Source organism: Streptococcus sp. IMAU 99161 (genome assembly GCF_014435245.1).
In the GTDB taxonomy this organism is placed as follows: Bacteria; Bacillota; Bacilli; order Lactobacillales; family Streptococcaceae; genus Streptococcus; species Streptococcus lactarius.
Map to the genome: position 1 here is coordinate 1 of NZ_JAAPAW010000012.1, position 16,801 is coordinate 16,801.

Here is a 16,801-nt window from a genome sequence, read left to right on the forward strand (position 1 = left end):
ACGTCTGCATCCACTTTGCGTCCAAGTTCTTCAGAAAGGGCGAAAGCTTCTTGGTTTTCAGGGTTTGGAGATTTAACAGTAGAGAAGTCTGGGTCTGGTACAGCCTGTGCTTCAACCACTTGAACTGCTTCAAATCCTGCTTGTGCAAGGGCACGACGAGCTAACATTTCACCTGTACCATGAAGAGGGGTGTAAACAATCTTCATGTCACGACCGTATTCATTGATCAAGTCTTGGTTGATGTTAACGCCTTTCACTTCTTTCAAATATTCAGCGTCGACGTTTTCACCAATAACTTCAATCAAGCCGTTAGCTTTGCTTTCTTCAAGGTCGGCCAATTGCACAGTGAAAGGATTTTCAATCGCACGGATGTAATCTGTCAATGCATCCGCATCTGCTGGTGGCATTTGTCCACCGTCTTCGCCGTAAACCTTGTAACCATTAAATGGAGCAGGATTGTGGCTAGCGGTCACCATGATCCCAGCAAATGTGTGAAGATGACGAACAGCAAATGACAATTCAGGTGTTGGACGAAGGCTTTCAAATACGTAAGATTTGATGCCGTGTGCAGCCAATACTTGAGCAGATTCAAAAGCAAACTCAGGAGAGAAATGGCGGCTATCGTAAGCAATGGCAACACCGCGTTTCTTTGCTTCCTCGCCTTTAGAGTCGATCAATTGGGCCAAGCCTTCAGTTGCTTGACGAACCACATAGATATTAATCCGGTTAGTACCAGCCCCAATATAGCCACGCATACCAGCTGTACCGAACTCTAGGTTGGTATAGAAGGCATCTTCTTTGGTTTTTTCATCCATTGCGACCAACTCATCCCGAAGGTAAGCTGGTAATGAAGCAAAATCGAGCCATTTTTGGTAGTTTTCTTGATAAGACATAGCATTCTCCTTAATCTTTTTAAACGCTTTCATTATAGCAAATTTTTTCACAAATTTCTAGCTTCAAATGTAAAAGCCTTCAAATTTACAGTCTTGGAATTTTTCCAATATAAAATGGCTAAGGCAAAGCGGCCTTAACCATTTAGATTTATTTTAGTTTTTCCAAAGATGGAACAATTGCTGAGGTTAAAAGAACTGTCGCTATGACTTCAATCAAAGAGTTGGTCGATACAATCAAAGCAAGAAAGTGTTGGATTCCTCCGCTAAAGCTAGCTCCGAAGAAGAAGTAAATACCGCTTAAGACAAAGACGGTATTGGTCATGGAGCCAACGACGGCAGCTGTGACAAGTCCTGCGCGATTGCGTAAGAATTTGTAGACAAAGTAAGGTGTCACACCGATCAGGATCCGCGGAATGAGAGCAATAACAAGAGAGTAGAGGTTTCCGTGTGGGACAAAGGGACTAAAGAGGTAGCTTGCAGGAGTCAAGACCACGGTGTTCATGGTCACGCTAAAGAGTCCCATGAGGAGTCCTAAGATAGCTCCAGTTCGTGGACCATATATGATAGAGGCGATCACGACAGGAATATGAACCAAGGTCGGCTGGATACCGGATGGTACGAACTGCAAAACTAAAGAAGTCACAAAGTGAATGGTGATCATTACCGCAAAAAAGATGGCGATTCGCGAAATAGAAGATGACTTTCTCATAAACAATTCTCCTTAACAGCTTCTACAATAGTTTCTACAGACGCTAGAGCTCCAGAACCTTTGTCCCCACAAGCAAGAACAGCATCACGAGGTTGGATAATCTGGTAACCATAGTCTTGTAAGAGTTTTAGATTTCGTTGGGTAGCGGGATGTTCTAACATTTTGGTATTCATAGCGGGAGCTAGTAATTTTTTAGTGGTTTGAGGCAAAGCTAGAGCTGTGCTTGTGACCATATTATCTGCAAGTCCAATGGCCAATTTGGCAATAGTATTGGCGCTGGCAGGGGCGATCAAAAAAAGATCGGTCTCTTTTCCGATGTCGATGTGTTCGATCCTTTTAGGATCGTCCTCCAGCAAAACATCTAGTCCAACTGGATGTTTTGAAAGAACTTGTAAGGTCAAAGGGGTGATAAATTTTTGGGCAGCAGGTGTCATCAAGACCTTGACCTCAAGGCCTAATTTGGTCAATTGACTAGTAATATCTGCTGCTTTATAGGCAGAGATACTGCCGGTAACAGCTAAGGTGATCTGTGTCATAAATTTCCTTTACTCGATTGAATCTAAGACCATTTCTGCAATTTCAGATTTGGTAGAAGCCTGTAGAACCTGATCACTCGTCACTAAATAAGCTTGATGCTGACCATTTTGGATCTGTCTAAGATCATTTGCAACGATCATGCTGGCATGGTTCTTCACCAGACTCTCACGCGCCACTTGAATCAACTCTTCAGCAGAAACTGCAACCAAGAGTTTAAAACCAATCAGTTGAATAGCAGGATTCCATTCTTTTACGAGGGAGATGATCTTTGGTGTTTTCTTTAAAAAGAGAACCTGGTAGTCATCTTTTGAAGAAATCTTGGTCTCCTGATTTTCTTGGTGGAGAAAGGTCGATAGATCTCGCGCTTTTGCTGCTTCATCAAGTCCTGTCATGTAAACCGGTGTGTAGTCTGAAACGGCCATAGCGTGGATCAAGACCTGATGTTGCGGAACGTCCTGTTTCATTTGAGCAAGAAGCTCTTCAACATTCCTGATCAACGAGATTCGAAGATCTGGATGAGGTGCAGGTTTCAGAGCAGTAGGCGTAGTGATCAAGGTCACCTGATGTCCCTTTGCAAGAGCTATTTCTGCAAGGATTTTCCCTAGGCTCCCGGTGGAATGATTGGTGATCGAACGAACGCTATCAATGGCTTCACTGGTCCCGCCAGATGTGATTAAAATATGCATACGCCTATTTTACACAAAAAGGATACGTAAGTAAAGATTTGAACAGCCTTTTGGATATTAAGATGGAAAAAAGCCCCTTTGTCGCTATCAAAATAGTTAGGTGCTCCTTGTATTAAGTGGTACATTTAGAAGGACTAATCAATAAAAAGCGAACAAAAAATTCAAAATTTATAAAAAGAATGTTATTTTCGCGAATTTTAGGTATAATGGAGGTATCAAATAAAGAGGAGTATCCCCTAATGAAAACAGATATCGAGATTGCTCAAAGTATTGAATTAAAACCAATTGTGGACGTCGTTGAAAAAATCGGTTTGGATAGTGACGATTTGGAATTGTACGGGAAATACAAGGCGAAATTAAGTTTTGATAAGATTCGTGAAGTTGAGAAAAATCCTGTAGGGAAGCTCATTTTGGTGACTGCTATCAACCCAACCCCAGCTGGTGAAGGAAAATCAACTATTACCATCGGTTTAGCGGATGCTTTGAATAAAATCGGCAAGAAAACCATGATTGCCATTCGCGAACCTTCCTTAGGTCCGGTTATGGGGATCAAGGGAGGAGCTGCTGGAGGTGGCTATGCCCAAGTTCTTCCAATGGAAGATATTAACCTTCATTTCACAGGGGATATGCATGCCATTACAACGGCTAATAATGCCCTTGCAGCTTTGATTGACAATCATTTGCATCAAGGAAATGAACTAGGAATTGACCAACGTCGCATTATCTGGAAACGGGTTGTGGATTTGAATGACCGTGCCCTTCGCCATGTGACAGTCGGTCTTGGAAGCCCCCTAAATGGGATCCCGCGGGAGGATGGATTTGATATTACCGTTGCTTCTGAAATTATGGCCATTCTTTGCTTGGCAACAGATATCGAAGACTTGAAACGTCGCTTGGCCAATATCGTTATCGGTTACCGCTATGATCGCACGCCAGTCTATGTCCGTGACTTGGAAGTAGAGGGCGCCCTTGCCTTACTATTGAAAGATGCGATCAAGCCAAACTTGGTTCAGACCATCTATGGAACTCCTGCCTTTGTTCACGGGGGTCCATTTGCCAATATTGCCCATGGATGTAACTCTGTATTAGCAACGACAACAGCTCTTCATTTAGCTGACTATACGATTACAGAAGCAGGATTTGGTGCTGACCTTGGTGCTGAAAAATTCTTGGACATTAAAACTCCAAACTTACCTACTTCACCAGATGCAGTAGTGATCGTAGCGACACTTCGTGCCCTTAAGATGAACGGTGGTGTAGCCAAAGATGCTTTGACAGAAGAAAATGTAGAAGCAGTACGAGCTGGATTTGCTAACTTGAAACGTCACGTGGAAAATATTCGCAAGTTCGGTATTCCTGCTGTAGTGGCCATCAACGAATTTGTCACTGATACAGAAGCAGAAATTGCTGCCCTGAAAGAATTGTGTGCTGAAATCGACGTGCCAGTTGAGTTGGCTAGTGTATGGGCCAATGGTGCCGATGGCGGGGTAGACCTTGCTGAAACACTGGTCAAGACCATTGAAACAAGTCCAGCAAACTTTACACGTCTCTATGACAACAACCTTTCTGTGGAAGAAAAAATTGAAACCATCGTTACTGAAATCTATCGCGGAGTCAAGGTGAACTTTGAGAAGAAAGCTAAGACCCAAATTGCTCAAATCGTCAAAAATGGTTGGGATAAACTTCCAATTTGTATGGCTAAAACTCAGTACAGTTTCTCAGACAACCCAAATGCTTTGGGAGCTCCTGAGAACTTTGAAATTACCATTCGTGAAGTGGTACCAAAACTCGGTGCAGGCTTTATCGTTGCTCTTACAGGTGATGTGATGACCATGCCAGGACTTCCAAAACGTCCAGCTGCTTTAAATATGAATGTGGCGGCTGACGGAACTGCGGTTGGTTTGTTCTAATAGCTATCTATCAAAAAACAACTTCTGTTCAATTGAGCGGAAGTTGTTTTGTTCTTGTTTAAAAAATTGTTATTAGGCAAGGAGTTGGTACCTGATCTTTCGATAGGTTACGATGAGCTGCAAAGTCATAGGGATCCAAATAAGGGGCTCACAGAAGATAACCCCCATGTAGCCGGTGTACGGAATAATAAAAACAACGAAGAAAATTTTACCAAACAATTCAATGAAACTAGATGTGAGAGGGGTCAACTTTTTGCCCATACCCTGTAGGGCATTTCTCAGGATAATGAGACTCGCTAAAATAGGGTAAAAACAAGAGCTGATCTGAAGGTATAGACTAGCATTTGCAATGAGATCTGGATTTGACGAGCCAGAAATAAAGCTGGTTAAAGACGGACTTGTAAAGAATAGAAGAGCAGCAACTAAGACAGACCAACCCCAAGAAAGAAGGTTGGTAATGGTAATGCCTTTTTTGATCCGCTGGAATTGCTCTGCTCCAAAATTCTGCGAGATAAAGGTTGTGATACTTGAGGCAATCGCTGTAATCGGTAAAACGGCAAAGGACATGATGCGACGGGCTGCGACCTGGGCACTGATAATGGTTGTCCCAAGCTGATTAATAGCGGATTGGAGGATCACCGTTCCGATCGAAACGATGGAAGTCATGAGGCCCATGGCAAGGCCCTGACTTAGTAAATCCTGATAAAGCTCCTTGTCCCAAATAAAATCTTTGCGATGTGGAAGCAGAAAAGGGACCTTCTTACGAATATAGAGGAGACAAAGAAGGGCCGAAATGCCCTGAGCGATGATGGTCGCAATCCCTGCTGACTGGACGCCCCAATGAAGTTGGGTGATAAAGTAGAGGTCAAGAAAAATATTTAAAACCGCCGCGACCATCAAAAAATATAGAGCTGCTAAGCTATCGCCCACAGCGCGCAGAAGTCCTGCACAAAGGTTGTAGGCAAAGGTGACTGCCACGCAGTTGACGATGGTTGAAATATAGAGATAGGCTTGCCCAATAATACTAGAAGGGGTTCCTAAAAACTCAAGCAAGGGATAGAGTCCAAAATAACCAAGAAGCATGACCACTAAGCTTAAACCTCCTCCAATCACAGCTGTAGCTGCGACTGACTTTCGTAATTGATCCAAGCGATTGGCCCCGTAATTACGGGCAATGATGATTCCCATTCCGTTTCCCACACCAAGAGCAAAGCCAATGATCAAATCAAAAATTGCAGCAGTAGACCCCACAGCTGCCAAGGATTTGGAGCCTAAAAAATGGCCGACAATCATGACGTCTGAAGCATTGTAGAGCTGCTGGAAAATATTGGATAGAAGAATTGGAAAGGCAAACCTCAAAATAGCAGGCAAAATCGGACCGTGAATTAGGTCCACACGTTGAATTCTTTTCATAGTGTCATTATATCAACTTTGTCTATCAGCTACAAGCCTTGATTCTTGAATGCCCTTACATTTTTTGGTATAATCAGGGTAGAAATGGAGGCTTTATGAGCTTAACAAGTCAGTTGATCACTTCGGATTTTCCGGATTTAGACAAGGTCGAACGCTTAAATATCGAAGCTTTCCCCGAAGAAGAACGAATTCCCTTGGATGAATACCTGCGCTACACTCACAATGAAGATGCGCACTTCTTTGCTTTTTACAATGAGGAGGAATTCGTTGGATTTGCATTTGCAATTTCAAACGCCAAGGCTTTTTATGTCAGTTTTTTCGCTATCATGCCACATTTACGTAGTCATGGTTATGGTAAGGAGATCATTGACAAACTGGTCGAATTTTATGAACGGACCATGCTGTTAGAGGTCGAGCGTTTGGATGAAGAATGTGACAATCTAGAGCAACGAAAGGCTCGAATGGACTTCTATCATCGAAATGGCTTCAAAACGGCCAATGCATTCTTAGAATACGATGGTCTCAGCTTTGAAATTCTTTATCGTGGCGATCATTTCGATGAAGAGGCTTATCGGGATATTTTCCGAAAGCTACAGGATGAGAATTACTTTGACTTTCGTATTAAATACCGGCGCTTTAGTGATCATTAGAAAAAAGATGGAGAATCGCTACGTAAAACTAGAATCTCCATTTTTTATTTAATTTTAATGTGAGTGTCTCAAGAAGTATGCACATTAGTTGCATCGGTTCCATAATTTTGATAAAGTAAAACTTATTACTTTTTAAGGAGAATACATGTTACGTAAAGGTTCCCTGACAGGTTTATTACTATTTGGTATTTTTTTTGGTGCTGGAAACTTAATTTTTCCACCAGCTCTAGGAGCATTGTCTGGACATCAATTTTGGCCAGCTATTGCTGGATTTGTCTTATCAGGAGTAGGGATTGCGATTATCACCCTGATTATTGGGACGCTCAATCCTAAAGGGTATATCCATGAGATTTCACGAAAAATTGCTCCTTGGTTTGCCATCGTTTATCTGGTAGCCTTGTATCTGTCTATTGGTCCCTTCTTTGCGATTCCAAGAACAGCAACTGTTTCCTACGAAGTTGGGATCGCCCCCTTGTTAGGAAATGCCAATGGAGGACTTGGTCTCTTCATTTTTACCTTGATTTATTTCTGTTTGGCCTATTTGATTGCCTTGTATCCTTCTAAAATCCTAGATAGTATTGGTCGGATTTTAACACCTGTCTTTGCTATCTTGATCGTTGTACTCGTTGTCCTTGGTGCTCTCAAGTACAGCGGACACGCACCTCAAGTGGCAACAGATGCCTACCAAGTATCTGCCTTTGGGCAAGGTTTCCTTGAAGGGTATAACACCTTGGATGCCCTGGCCTCAGTAGCCTTTAGCGTCATCGCAGTGACTACTCTTAATCAACTTGGTTTCACCAGTAAAAAAGAATACATTAAAACGATCTGGATTGTTGGCATTGTTGTAGTCATTGGCTTTAGTGTTTTATACATCGGATTGGGTTATCTTGGAAATCACTTCCCTATTCCAGCAGAAGTGATGGCTTCCGATGCCAATAAGGGTGTTTATGTCCTCTCAGAAGCAACCAAGGCTATCTTTGGCCCAGTTGCCCAAATCTTCCTTGCAGGGATGGTGACAGTGACTTGCTTTACCACAACAGCCGGTTTGATCGTTTCAACAGGGGAGTTCTTCCATAACACTTTCCCTAAAATTTCTTACAAGGTCTATGCAACTCTCTTTACCTTGATTGGATTCTCCATTGCCAATCTTGGCTTGAGCGCCATTATTGCCTATTCAGTGCCTGTTTTGATGATCCTCTATCCAATCACCATTACAATTGTATTGATTGTCATTGTGAATAAATTTGTAGCCCTTTCAAAACCAGGGATGCAATTGACGATTTTTTTGGCCAGCTTGGTCTCTGTTGCCAGTGTTCTGGCAAGTACCTTTAAAATTTCTCTATTAGAAAAGGGAATTGCTTTACTGCCTTTTGCAGCTCAATCTCTTCCATGGTTGGTGCCAGTAGTCATAGGGATTCTTTTATCGTTTGTATTACCCAATAAACAAACTGCAGAAGAATAAGTCATGATAGAAGCTCTAAGGTTTTGTGCCTTAGAGTTTTTTTGAAACTAGTATCCAATTCCAAATTTTAGTAAAAAAACGTAGCGGAAATTTTTATTTTAGGTCAGTCAATGCTATACTAAATGTAGCATATCAATATACGGAGTTGCCTATGAATCAACTATTTTTTTCACTGACAGTTTTTCTAGCGGGTATTCTGTCTTTCTTTTCTCCCTGTGTCTTTCCTTTGCTACCGGTATATATTGGGATCTTGCTAGGAAGTGATCAGGAAAAGGCTATTCGATTGTTCGGAAAAAGATTTCGCTGGCATGGCTTGCTGAAAACCCTTTGTTTTATTGCTGGTATTTCTGTTATTTTCCTCCTCATTGGTTTTGGAGCGGGCTTGCTTGGAAAGATTATGTACACCAATTGGTTCCGTTACCTGATGGGAGCCCTTATCATTGGACTTGGTCTTCATCAGATGGAAGTTTTTCACTTTCATTTTCTTGAAAAGCAAAAATCAGTAGATTTTGGAGCCAACAAACAGAAGAATGAGTTGTTTTCAGCATTTCTCCTTGGCCTTGGATTTAGTTTTGGTTGGACCCCTTGTATCGGTCCGGTATTGGGATCAGTTCTTGCTTTAGCAGCATCAGATGGGCAGGATGCTCTTATGGGAGCTGTTTATCTCTTTGTTTATACATTGGGAATGGCCCTTCCCTTCTTACTTTTGGCCTTAGCATCTAGTCTGGTCCTTCCTTACTTTAATCGTCTCAAACCCCATTTGTTGTTGCTGAAGAAAATCGGAGGAGCCATCATTATTCTGATGGGAATTCTCTTACTCTTGGGACAATTGAACAGTTTGTCATCTATCTTTTCATAAAATGATCGGAGGTTTAACACATGATGAAAGGTATTAAATACGCTTGTTTCTCAGTACTTTCTCTAACTTTGCTGGCCGCTTGTTCCATGAATCAATCTAGTGAGAGTAGTATGAGCAATCAGCCGACAATGAATACAACAACGAATAAGAATCCTTTGGTGGGAAAAGACGCCAGTGGCTTTGAGCTAAAGGATATGAAGGGGAATACGGTCAAACTTTCAGACTACAAAGGGAAGAAGGTTTATTTGAAATTTTGGGCAACCTGGTGTGGTCCTTGCCGGCAAAGTATGCCCGAATTAGAGAAATTGGTCAAGGATACGGATAGAGACTTTGAGATTCTGACCATTATGGCACCAGGACTCCAAGGTGAAAAAACTGAAGAAGAATTCGTCAAATGGTTTGATCAACAAGATTACAAGTCAGTGCCTGTCTTATACAATCCAGATGGTTCTGCATTTGCAGATTATCAGGTTCGCTCCATTCCTACAGAAGTCTTTATAGACAGTCATGGGAAAATTGGACATGTACAATTAGGGGCTATTTCAAACGAAGATGCTAAGAAGATTATCAAAGAGTTACAATAAAAAAATGAAGCACGAAGCTTCATTTTTTTTAGTTTCTTAGTTGCTTGCACCAGAAGTGGCATCAGCATCTCCGTGGCCTCCGTCACCATGTCCTCCAGCATCAGAAGCACCAGAAGTTGCATCTGCACCACCATGACCACCAGCAGGAGCAAATGGTCCACTACCGCCTACAAGGCGTTGACCGGTCGTTTGCAGGTACCAGTCTAACCATGGTTTGAAGTTGAAGACAATCTCATTGATACCAGCGTAAGAACCATCTTCATAATACATAGCTTGGTAGTTGTGAGTATTGATGACCCCTTCAGGTGAGCCTGGGACAATGGTACGCACATATTCTTGGTTTCCGTTACGGAGGGTACCGATCACCCACTCAACGTTCTTCATACGAGCTGGTGGAAGGGATCCGTGAACAGTTGACATCCGGCTACCAGATTGAGGTGGAACCCGTTTGGCAAACATGGTATCAGGGTCCTGATGGGTATTGTTGTAGTAAAGGAATTGGTTATTATCATCGGCATAGGTCAACTCAAATGGCATGGCCTTCAAGAACATGTCGATTTGATTGACAGTCAGGATACCGTGATCTAGTTTGACATACGTATCGCCAGATACAGCACCGGTAATTTCAGCTACCTTTTCAACCCAATCTGGATCGTCCGGATCAACTTCTGTAACAGTCGTCGCGATTGGTTTTCCGCAATCCAAGTCTTCTGGTTCAATTGGTTTTGGTTTTTTCAATTTTGATACAACCTCTACGTATTTAATAAAGTTATCCAAGCAGGTTTCAAGGAATTTCACCGTTCCTTCGTTGATGATATTTCCTTGATCATCAAAAGCTTCCTTGGCTTTGCCAAGAAGGAATTCGTTACCCGGAAGGGTGTAGGCATTGACGCCTGGAGCATCCAAGATCTTGCGGAGATGAACCTGAGCACGTGATGTTCCTTGATCGTAATAAGAAGCACCGACGATCATAACTGGTTTGTTTTCAAATGGATGCACCTCGAAAGATAGCCATTCAAGAACAGATTTAAGAGCAGCAGAGATCGTATGGTTGTGCTCTGGAGTGGCAATGATGACACCATCTGCACGAGTGATTTTGTTATATAAAAGACGTAATTGGAAACTTTCGTCCCATTTTTCATCTTGGTTAAACATTGGTACTTCGTCAATTTCTAGCAATTCCAATTCAAATTTGATCTTAAATTGGCGGCGAATGAATTCCAAGAGTTTTCGGTTATATGATTGATCGTAGTTTGATCCTACAAGTCCAACAAATTTCATCCTTTTTTGTCTCCTATCTTACAAGTTTTCCCAGTCAAATTCTTCGGCATCCTTGCGAAGTAACTCTTGAGCATTGCGCAATTTTTCAGTAATCTTCACAAATACGCGGAAATCATCGAAGATGGCATCCAATTTTTGAATCACATCCAAATCGACCAAGTCACCATTTTTGTCGAAGGCTTGCAAGGAGTGAGAGAGCAAGAATTCGTCTGGTAAAACGGTTGCCTTAATTTCAGGTGCGTTTAAGATTTGGCGCAATTGAAGTTGGGCGCGAGAAGAACCTAAGGTCCCGTAGGAAGCGCCGGTGATCATAACAGGTTTGTTTAACAATGGGTAAACCCCGTAAGAGAGCCAAGCCAGTGCACTCATTAAGACAGCTGGAATGGAGTGGTCGTATTCGGGAGTTCCTATGATGACACCATCTGCAGCCTCAATTTTAGCAACAATGTCCAAAACAGCTTCAGGCACTTGTTTGTCGGCTGGTTTGTTAAAGACTGGGATGTCTTTGATTTCGACCAATTCAATCTTTGCCTTGTCTGCAAAATGTTTTTGCATGTATTCGAGTAGTTGACGGTTTGTAGAACGCTTGGAGTTAGTCCCCACAATCGCAATGAGTTTTATCATGGAAATTCCTTTCTGATAGCAAGTTATAGATATGATGGAAGCCCACTCGTGTAGGCGATTTTACCTGATTGCGATACCAAAATAGCATCGATTCCAGGAAGTGATTCAACAATGTTGAGAATGGAAGCAGGTGCTTCGCCGAACAGCCGCGTCGTCCAAATTTCTCCGTCGACCGATCGATCAGAGAGGATGGTAATGCTGGCTAAGTCTGTTTCAACTGGATAGCCCGTCGTGCTATCAAAGATATGATGAAACGACTGTCCATCAACTTCTAAATGACGCTCATAAATGCCAGAAGTGACCACAGACTTATCTTTGACCGAAAGGATTAAAAGGTGTTGGCCACGTTTTTCTACTGGATTTTGAATGCCAATCCGCCAGGGTTGCTGCTTGAGGGGGTGTTGACCGACTGTAAGGATATTGCCTCCTAGATCGATCAAGGCATCCTCGACTCCTTGGCTTTTTAGAAATGTAGCAATTAAATCCGCACTATAGCCCTTAGCTAGAGCACCAAGGTCAATTTTCATCCCTGGACGCTTTAGAAAAACTGCCTGGTTTTCTGTGTCCAGTTGAATTTGCTTGGGATCAATCTTGTTTAAGGCTTGGTCGATCTCCTCTTGGGAAGGCCGTTTGGCATCTGAAAAACCAATCCGCCAAGTTTGCACCAAAGGCCCGATCGCAATGTTTAAGTGGCTGTTTGTAGCCTGACTATGCTGGGTCCCTAGGGCAATGAGTTCAAACAAGTCTGGATGAACCGAAACAGGGGCTATACCTGCTTGGTGGTTGACCTCCATGAGTTCAGAAGTCGCATCATTTGCACTAAAACGGTGTTCGTATAAACGAAGCTGTTCAAAGCATTGGGCTAGGATCTGCTCCGCCTGTGGGTGAAAGATCGAAACGGTGATGGTGGTCCCCATCAAACGTTCGGATCGACTGCTTAGTTCCACTAAAAATCTATCCTTTCCAATTTTCACTTACTTACAGTATATCAGAAAGATACCGTTTTCACAATCCTTTCAAGCAAATTATTTGACAATTATTGAAGGATGTGAATGCTCTTTTTCAGAAAGCTTGAAAAAAAGATCACAAATTTTGAGCAAAAAGATTGTAAACGATACCATTATTATGATATACTCAAGAGGTAAATTAAATTAAAGGTAGGATTTATTCTATGAGTAAAATCGTTGTTGTAGGGGCGAACCATGCCGGAACAGCTTGTATCAACACTATGTTAGATAATTTTGGAAATGAAAATGAAATTGTAGTTTTTGACCAAAACTCAAACATTTCGTTCCTTGGGTGCGGGATGGCACTTTGGATCGGTGAACAAATCGATGGTCCAGAAGGTCTCTTCTACTCTGACAAAGAAAAATTGGAAGCAAAAGGTGCAAAAGTCTACATGAACTCTCCTGTTCTTTCAATTGACTATGACAACAAAGTAGTGACAGCAGAAGTTGACGGTAAAGAACACAAAGAATCTTATGAAAAATTAATCTTTGCGACTGGTTCTACACCGATCATTCCTCCGATCAAAGGAGTAGAAATCGTTCCTGGTAACCGCGAATTCAAAGCAACTCTTGAAAATCTTCAATTTGTTAAATTGTACCAAAACGCTGAAGAAGTCATCGAAAAATTGAAAGATAACAGCAAACACTTGAACCGCATCGCCGTTGTTGGTGGTGGCTATATCGGTGTGGAGCTTGCTGAAGCTTTCGAACGTCTTGGCAAAGACGTTGTCTTGGTGGATATCGTGGACACTGTCTTGAACGGATACTACGACAAAGACTTCACAGACATCATGGCGAAAAACTTGGAAGACCATAATATCCGTTTGGCACTTGGACAAACTGTTCAAGCAGTTGAAGGAGATGGTAAGGTAGAACGTCTTGTAACCGATAAAGAAACTTTCGATGTAGATATGGTCATCTTGGCTGTTGGTTTCCGTCCAAATACAGCTCTTGCAGATGGTAAGATTGAACTCTTCCGCAACGGTGCCTTCCTTGTCGATAAGAAACAAGAAACGTCACTTCCAGGTGTCTATGCAGTTGGTGACTGTGCGACTATCTATGACAATGCACGTGGTGAAATGAGCTACATCGCACTTGCATCTAATGCGGTTCGTTCAGGTATTGTTGGTGCCTACAATGCGACTGGTCATGAATTGGAAGGAATCGGTGTTCAAGGTTCTAATGGGATCTCTATCTACGGCCTTCACATGGTTTCAACTGGTTTGACGCTTGAAAAAGCAAAAGCTGCCGGCTTCAATGCCACTGAAACAGGCTTCAACGACCTTCAAAAACCAGAATTTATCAAACATGATAACTATGAAGTAGGTATTAAGATTGTCTACGATAGAGACACTCGCCACATCCTTGGAGCTCAAATGGTATCACGTGATAGCGCCATCTCAATGGCCATCCACATGTTCTCACTTGCAATTCAAGAACACGTGACGATTGATAAATTGGCTTTGACGGACTTGTTCTTCTTGCCACACTTCAACAAACCATATAACTACATCACTATGGCAGCTTTATCTGCTGAATAATGACGAAAGAACAAAACTAGCAAGGCTGGTTTTGTTTTTTTATCCCCTCGCATGTATTCAGAGCTTGTAAAATAGGGTATAATAATAGGAGAATGCATTGAAGGAGTTTAGGAATGTCCGTAAAAGAAGAAGCTATCAAAAATGAATTTCAATTTGCCTCTAGCTCAATTGTAGCGCATGTTGTTCGAGGAGTTCTTGTTGGAATCATTGTGGGCTGTACTGTCTCGAGTTTTCGCTTTTTGATTGAACATATTTTTCATCTGGTGCAAGGTCTGTACAAAGCTATGCCTTCTCAACCTTTTTATCTTCTGATGATGGTGCTGGGGTATGGCTTGATTGTCCTTCTGGCTGGTCGTCTGATTCGTACCAATAAAGATATCAAAGGGTCTGGGATTCCACAAGTAGAAGCAGAACTCAAGGGTTTGCTTGCTGTCAGCTGGTGGGATACCTTGTGGAAGAAGTACATTCTAGGCGTCTTGGCCATTGGTAGTGGACTGCTTTTAGGACGTGAAGGACCCAGTATTCAATTAGGAGCCATGGGAGGAAAAGGTATCGCTCGTCGTTTAAAACTTAGTCCCGTTGAGGAGCGTTCCTTGATTGCGAGTGGTGCCGCTGCAGGACTTGCCGCAGCCTTTAATGCCCCTATTGCTGGACTCTTATTTGTCGTAGAAGAAGTCTACCATCATTTTTCCCGCTTCTTTTGGATTACGACTCTGGCAGCAAGCCTGACCGCAAATTTCATTTCTCTAAATGTGTTTGGCCAAACTCCTGTCCTTCACATGCCACAAAATATTCCGCCCCTCCATCTGTCTCAATATTGGATTTATCTCTTTCTCGGAGTCTTTTTAGGGGCAGCAGGGTATGTTTATGAAGTAGTGGTCCTCAATATTGGACGTTTTTACCGCCTACTCGAACAGCTCTTTCATGTCCCTTCGCATTACTCTTCTTTATTTGCCTTCCTCTTCATTCTTCCGATAGGCTACTTTCTACCACAAATTCTTGGTGGAGGAAATCAATTGGTGATTGATTTGGCTCGCTTACCTTATCCTGTATTGACCATCGTGTTTTATTTTGTTCTTCGATTTATCTGGAGTATGCTGAGTTATGGTAGTGGCCTTCCGGGTGGGATTTTCTTACCGATTCTTGCTTTGGGTTCTCTTTTAGGAGCCATTGTTGGAACTTTTCTTCAAGACATTGGGTTTATCAGCTCTAATCAATTGCCCCTCTTTATTATCCTGGGGATGAGTGGGTATTTTGGGGCTATTTCAAAAGCTCCACTGACAGCCATGATTCTTGTAACAGAGATGGTGGGGGATATTCGTAGCCTGATGCCACTGGGTATGGTCACCTTGCTCGCCTACATGATCATGGATCTTCTCCATGGTGCGCCCGTTTATGAAGCCATGCTGGAGCAATTACTGCCAGATAAAGCGTCAGAAGAAGGAGACTTGACTATCATTGAAATTCCGGTCTCTGAAAAAATTGCTGGCAAGCAAGTTCATGAACTTGAGTTGCCACATGATATCTTGATCACCGCGCAAATGCGTAGTGGAAAGAGTTATACTGTGAATGGCGCAACCCGCTTGTACCTAGGAGATAGTATTTTTGTGGTCGTAAAAGAATCTGAAATCGGACGGGTCAAGGATCTCCTATTGTAAATAAAGTCATTTCTCCGCGTTTATTTTCTATTATTAAATTTTCAGACAATTATTGAAAAATGAGAAAAGTTCTGGTAAAATAAGATCGAGATTGAACAAGGAGAAACTTTTCATGAAAAAATATAGTCTACTCTTATTGAGTGTTGCACTTTTAGCAGGGTGTGCGAACTCTACTGGCAAGCAGTCCAGTCAGAAGACGCAAACCAGCTCAACAGTGAAGTTGTCAAAAGCTGACCAGAAGACCTTGGATAATGCGACAGCTGAATACAAAGACTTTGTCCAAATGCAAATTGACCAATTGCTCAAGGATTCTGAAAGTTTCCGTGATACATTAAAATCTGGAAATTTGGAAGAAGCGAAAAAGCAATACCCATTGATCCGCATGACCTACGAACGCTCAGAACCGATTGCTGAAACCTTCGGAGAGTCTGATGTGAAGATCGACTACCGTTTGGTGGACTATGTGGATGAAAAGAAATCAGAAGACGGCTGGTCTGGCTTCCACCGGATTGAGCGTATCCTTTGGGAAAACAATACCACAGATGGCACAGACAAATATGCAGACCAACTGGTGAACGATATCAAGGAGTTGAAAGCTAAGATCGCAACCGTTGATGTGACTCCTGATGTGATGCTAACTGGGGCGGTAGACCTGCTTAATGAAGTGGCAACGCAAAAGATTACAGGTGAAGAGGAAGTATTCTCTCATACAGATCTGTATGACTTCCGCGCCAATATTGAAGGGGCTGAAAAGATCTTCTCTCTCTTTAAACCTTTGATTGAGAAAAAAGATGCCAAGTTGGTTAAAACCTTGGAAGCAGAATTCAAACATGTCAATGCTTTGTTGGATAAGTACATGACCGATGATTCAAATTATAAGTCTTACACAGATTTGACCAAGGACGATACTAAAGAATTGGCAGAAGCGGTGACCAAACTTGGGGAACCTTTGTCTCAAATGGGTGTGATTTTAGATGGGAAATAAGA

The 16,801-nt window shown here is 42.3% G+C and carries 15 protein-coding genes and 1 pseudogene; 8 read left to right on the forward strand and 8 right to left on the reverse strand.

The genetic code is table 11. The annotated features are described in order from the left end of the window. The 4 genes and pseudogenes from HA044_RS08065 to HA044_RS08080 all read right to left on the reverse strand — a co-directional run. Nucleotides 1-893 (reverse strand): annotated as a pseudogene (locus HA044_RS08065) (phospho-sugar mutase); the annotation flags it as partial. 148 nt (nt 894-1,041) lie between these two features. Further along, complete coding sequence (locus HA044_RS08070; RefSeq protein WP_187540696.1) at nt 1,042-1,602, reverse strand: ECF transporter S component; 561 nt, start codon at nt 1,600-1,602, stop codon at nt 1,042-1,044. Continuing rightward, on the reverse strand, nt 1,599-2,138 hold the full coding sequence (gene coaC, locus HA044_RS08075; RefSeq protein ID WP_187540697.1) for a phosphopantothenoylcysteine decarboxylase: 540 nt from the start codon (nt 2,136-2,138) through the stop codon (nt 1,599-1,601). Before coaC ends, HA044_RS08070 begins: the two co-directional genes overlap by 4 nt. Before the next feature lie 9 nt (nt 2,139-2,147). Continuing rightward, on the reverse strand, nt 2,148-2,825 hold the full coding sequence (locus HA044_RS08080) for a phosphopantothenate--cysteine ligase (protein WP_187540698.1): 678 nt from the start codon (nt 2,823-2,825) through the stop codon (nt 2,148-2,150). A gap of 239 nt (nt 2,826-3,064) precedes the next feature. Here HA044_RS08080 and HA044_RS08085 point away from each other — a divergent pair, with 239 nt between their 5' ends. Then, nucleotides 3,065-4,735 carry a formate--tetrahydrofolate ligase gene (locus HA044_RS08085; RefSeq protein ID WP_187540699.1) on the forward strand — a complete coding sequence of 557 codons (1,671 nt, stop codon included), beginning with the start codon at nt 3,065-3,067 and terminating at the stop codon, nt 4,733-4,735. Between the two features lie 72 nt (nt 4,736-4,807). Here the strand turns inward: HA044_RS08085 and HA044_RS08090 are convergent, their stop codons facing one another. Next, nucleotides 4,808-6,148 (reverse strand): MATE family efflux transporter, encoded by a 1,341-nt coding sequence (locus tag HA044_RS08090; protein ID WP_187540700.1) that lies wholly within the window; start codon nt 6,146-6,148, stop codon nt 4,808-4,810. A 95-nt stretch (nt 6,149-6,243) separates the two neighbouring features. On the opposite strand from HA044_RS08090, the gene HA044_RS08095 reads away from it, so the two are divergent. The 4 genes from HA044_RS08095 to HA044_RS08110 all read left to right on the forward strand — a co-directional run bounded on the left by HA044_RS08095 (nt 6,244) and on the right by HA044_RS08110 (nt 9,703). Next, the gene (locus HA044_RS08095) at nt 6,244-6,798 is read left to right on the forward strand and encodes a GNAT family N-acetyltransferase (protein WP_187540701.1); all 555 of its coding nucleotides are present in this window, start codon (nt 6,244-6,246) and stop codon (nt 6,796-6,798) included. A gap of 145 nt (nt 6,799-6,943) precedes the next feature. Beyond that, complete coding sequence (gene brnQ / locus HA044_RS08100; RefSeq protein WP_187540702.1) at nt 6,944-8,260, forward strand: branched-chain amino acid transport system II carrier protein; 1,317 nt, start codon at nt 6,944-6,946, stop codon at nt 8,258-8,260. A 151-nt stretch (nt 8,261-8,411) separates the two neighbouring features. Next, nucleotides 8,412-9,119 (forward strand): thiol-disulfide oxidoreductase-associated membrane protein CcdA2, encoded by a 708-nt coding sequence (gene ccdA2 / locus HA044_RS08105; RefSeq protein WP_187540703.1) that lies wholly within the window; start codon nt 8,412-8,414, stop codon nt 9,117-9,119. Nucleotides 9,120-9,142: 23 nt separating this feature from the next. Continuing rightward, nucleotides 9,143-9,703, forward strand: a complete 561-nt coding sequence (locus HA044_RS08110) for a TlpA disulfide reductase family protein (RefSeq protein WP_187540733.1) — start codon at nt 9,143-9,145, stop codon at nt 9,701-9,703. 36 nt (nt 9,704-9,739) lie between these two features. Here the strand turns inward: HA044_RS08110 and HA044_RS08115 are convergent, their stop codons facing one another. The 3 genes from HA044_RS08115 to HA044_RS08125 are packed head-to-tail and all read right to left on the reverse strand — an operon-like array spanning nt 9,740 to nt 12,555. Then, nucleotides 9,740-10,984, reverse strand: a complete 1,245-nt coding sequence (locus tag HA044_RS08115; RefSeq protein WP_187540704.1) for an NAD(P)H-dependent oxidoreductase — start codon at nt 10,982-10,984, stop codon at nt 9,740-9,742. Nucleotides 10,985-11,002: 18 nt separating this feature from the next. Next, nucleotides 11,003-11,608 (reverse strand): NADPH-dependent FMN reductase, encoded by a 606-nt coding sequence (locus HA044_RS08120; RefSeq protein ID WP_187540705.1) that lies wholly within the window; start codon nt 11,606-11,608, stop codon nt 11,003-11,005. 23 nt (nt 11,609-11,631) lie between these two features. Continuing rightward, a complete protein-coding gene (locus tag HA044_RS08125) occupies nt 11,632-12,555 on the reverse strand; it encodes an FAD:protein FMN transferase (RefSeq protein ID WP_316250446.1) in 924 nt (307 codons plus the stop codon). A 224-nt stretch (nt 12,556-12,779) separates the two neighbouring features. On the opposite strand from HA044_RS08125, the gene nox reads away from it, so the two are divergent. The 3 genes from nox (at nt 12,780) to efeO (ending at nt 16,799) form a co-directional block, all read left to right on the forward strand. Further along, on the forward strand, nt 12,780-14,156 hold the full coding sequence (gene nox / locus HA044_RS08130; RefSeq protein WP_187540706.1) for a H2O-forming NADH oxidase: 1,377 nt from the start codon (nt 12,780-12,782) through the stop codon (nt 14,154-14,156). A 113-nt stretch (nt 14,157-14,269) separates the two neighbouring features. Continuing rightward, nucleotides 14,270-15,814 carry a ClC family H(+)/Cl(-) exchange transporter gene (locus HA044_RS08135; RefSeq protein ID WP_187540707.1) on the forward strand — a complete coding sequence of 515 codons (1,545 nt, stop codon included), beginning with the start codon at nt 14,270-14,272 and terminating at the stop codon, nt 15,812-15,814. A 112-nt stretch (nt 15,815-15,926) separates the two neighbouring features. Further along, nucleotides 15,927-16,799, forward strand: a complete 873-nt coding sequence (efeO, locus tag HA044_RS08140; protein ID WP_187540708.1) for an iron uptake system protein EfeO — start codon at nt 15,927-15,929, stop codon at nt 16,797-16,799. Nucleotides 16,800-16,801: the final 2 nt, after the last annotated feature.

What these genes read in the sequence shown, in the direction of transcription:
- HA044_RS08070 (WP_187540696.1), bottom strand. Translation starts at nt 1,602, where the DNA reads ATGAGAAAGTCATCTTCTATTTCGCGAATCGCCATCTTTTTTGCGGTA.
- coaC (WP_187540697.1), bottom strand. Translation starts at nt 2,138, where the DNA reads ATGACACAGATCACCTTAGCTGTTACCGGCAGTATCTCTGCCTATAAA.
- HA044_RS08080 (WP_187540698.1), bottom strand. Translation starts at nt 2,825, where the DNA reads ATGCATATTTTAATCACATCTGGCGGGACCAGTGAAGCCATTGATAGC.
- HA044_RS08085 (WP_187540699.1), top strand. Translation starts at nt 3,065, where the DNA reads ATGAAAACAGATATCGAGATTGCTCAAAGTATTGAATTAAAACCAATT.
- HA044_RS08090 (WP_187540700.1), bottom strand. Translation starts at nt 6,148, where the DNA reads ATGAAAAGAATTCAACGTGTGGACCTAATTCACGGTCCGATTTTGCCT.
- HA044_RS08095 (WP_187540701.1), top strand. Translation starts at nt 6,244, where the DNA reads ATGAGCTTAACAAGTCAGTTGATCACTTCGGATTTTCCGGATTTAGAC.
- brnQ (WP_187540702.1), top strand. Translation starts at nt 6,944, where the DNA reads ATGTTACGTAAAGGTTCCCTGACAGGTTTATTACTATTTGGTATTTTT.
- ccdA2 (WP_187540703.1), top strand. Translation starts at nt 8,412, where the DNA reads ATGAATCAACTATTTTTTTCACTGACAGTTTTTCTAGCGGGTATTCTG.
- HA044_RS08110 (WP_187540733.1), top strand. Translation starts at nt 9,143, where the DNA reads ATGAAAGGTATTAAATACGCTTGTTTCTCAGTACTTTCTCTAACTTTG.
- HA044_RS08115 (WP_187540704.1), bottom strand. Translation starts at nt 10,984, where the DNA reads ATGAAATTTGTTGGACTTGTAGGATCAAACTACGATCAATCATATAAC.
- HA044_RS08120 (WP_187540705.1), bottom strand. Translation starts at nt 11,608, where the DNA reads ATGATAAAACTCATTGCGATTGTGGGGACTAACTCCAAGCGTTCTACA.
- nox (WP_187540706.1), top strand. Translation starts at nt 12,780, where the DNA reads ATGAGTAAAATCGTTGTTGTAGGGGCGAACCATGCCGGAACAGCTTGT.
- HA044_RS08135 (WP_187540707.1), top strand. Translation starts at nt 14,270, where the DNA reads ATGTCCGTAAAAGAAGAAGCTATCAAAAATGAATTTCAATTTGCCTCT.
- efeO (WP_187540708.1), top strand. Translation starts at nt 15,927, where the DNA reads ATGAAAAAATATAGTCTACTCTTATTGAGTGTTGCACTTTTAGCAGGG.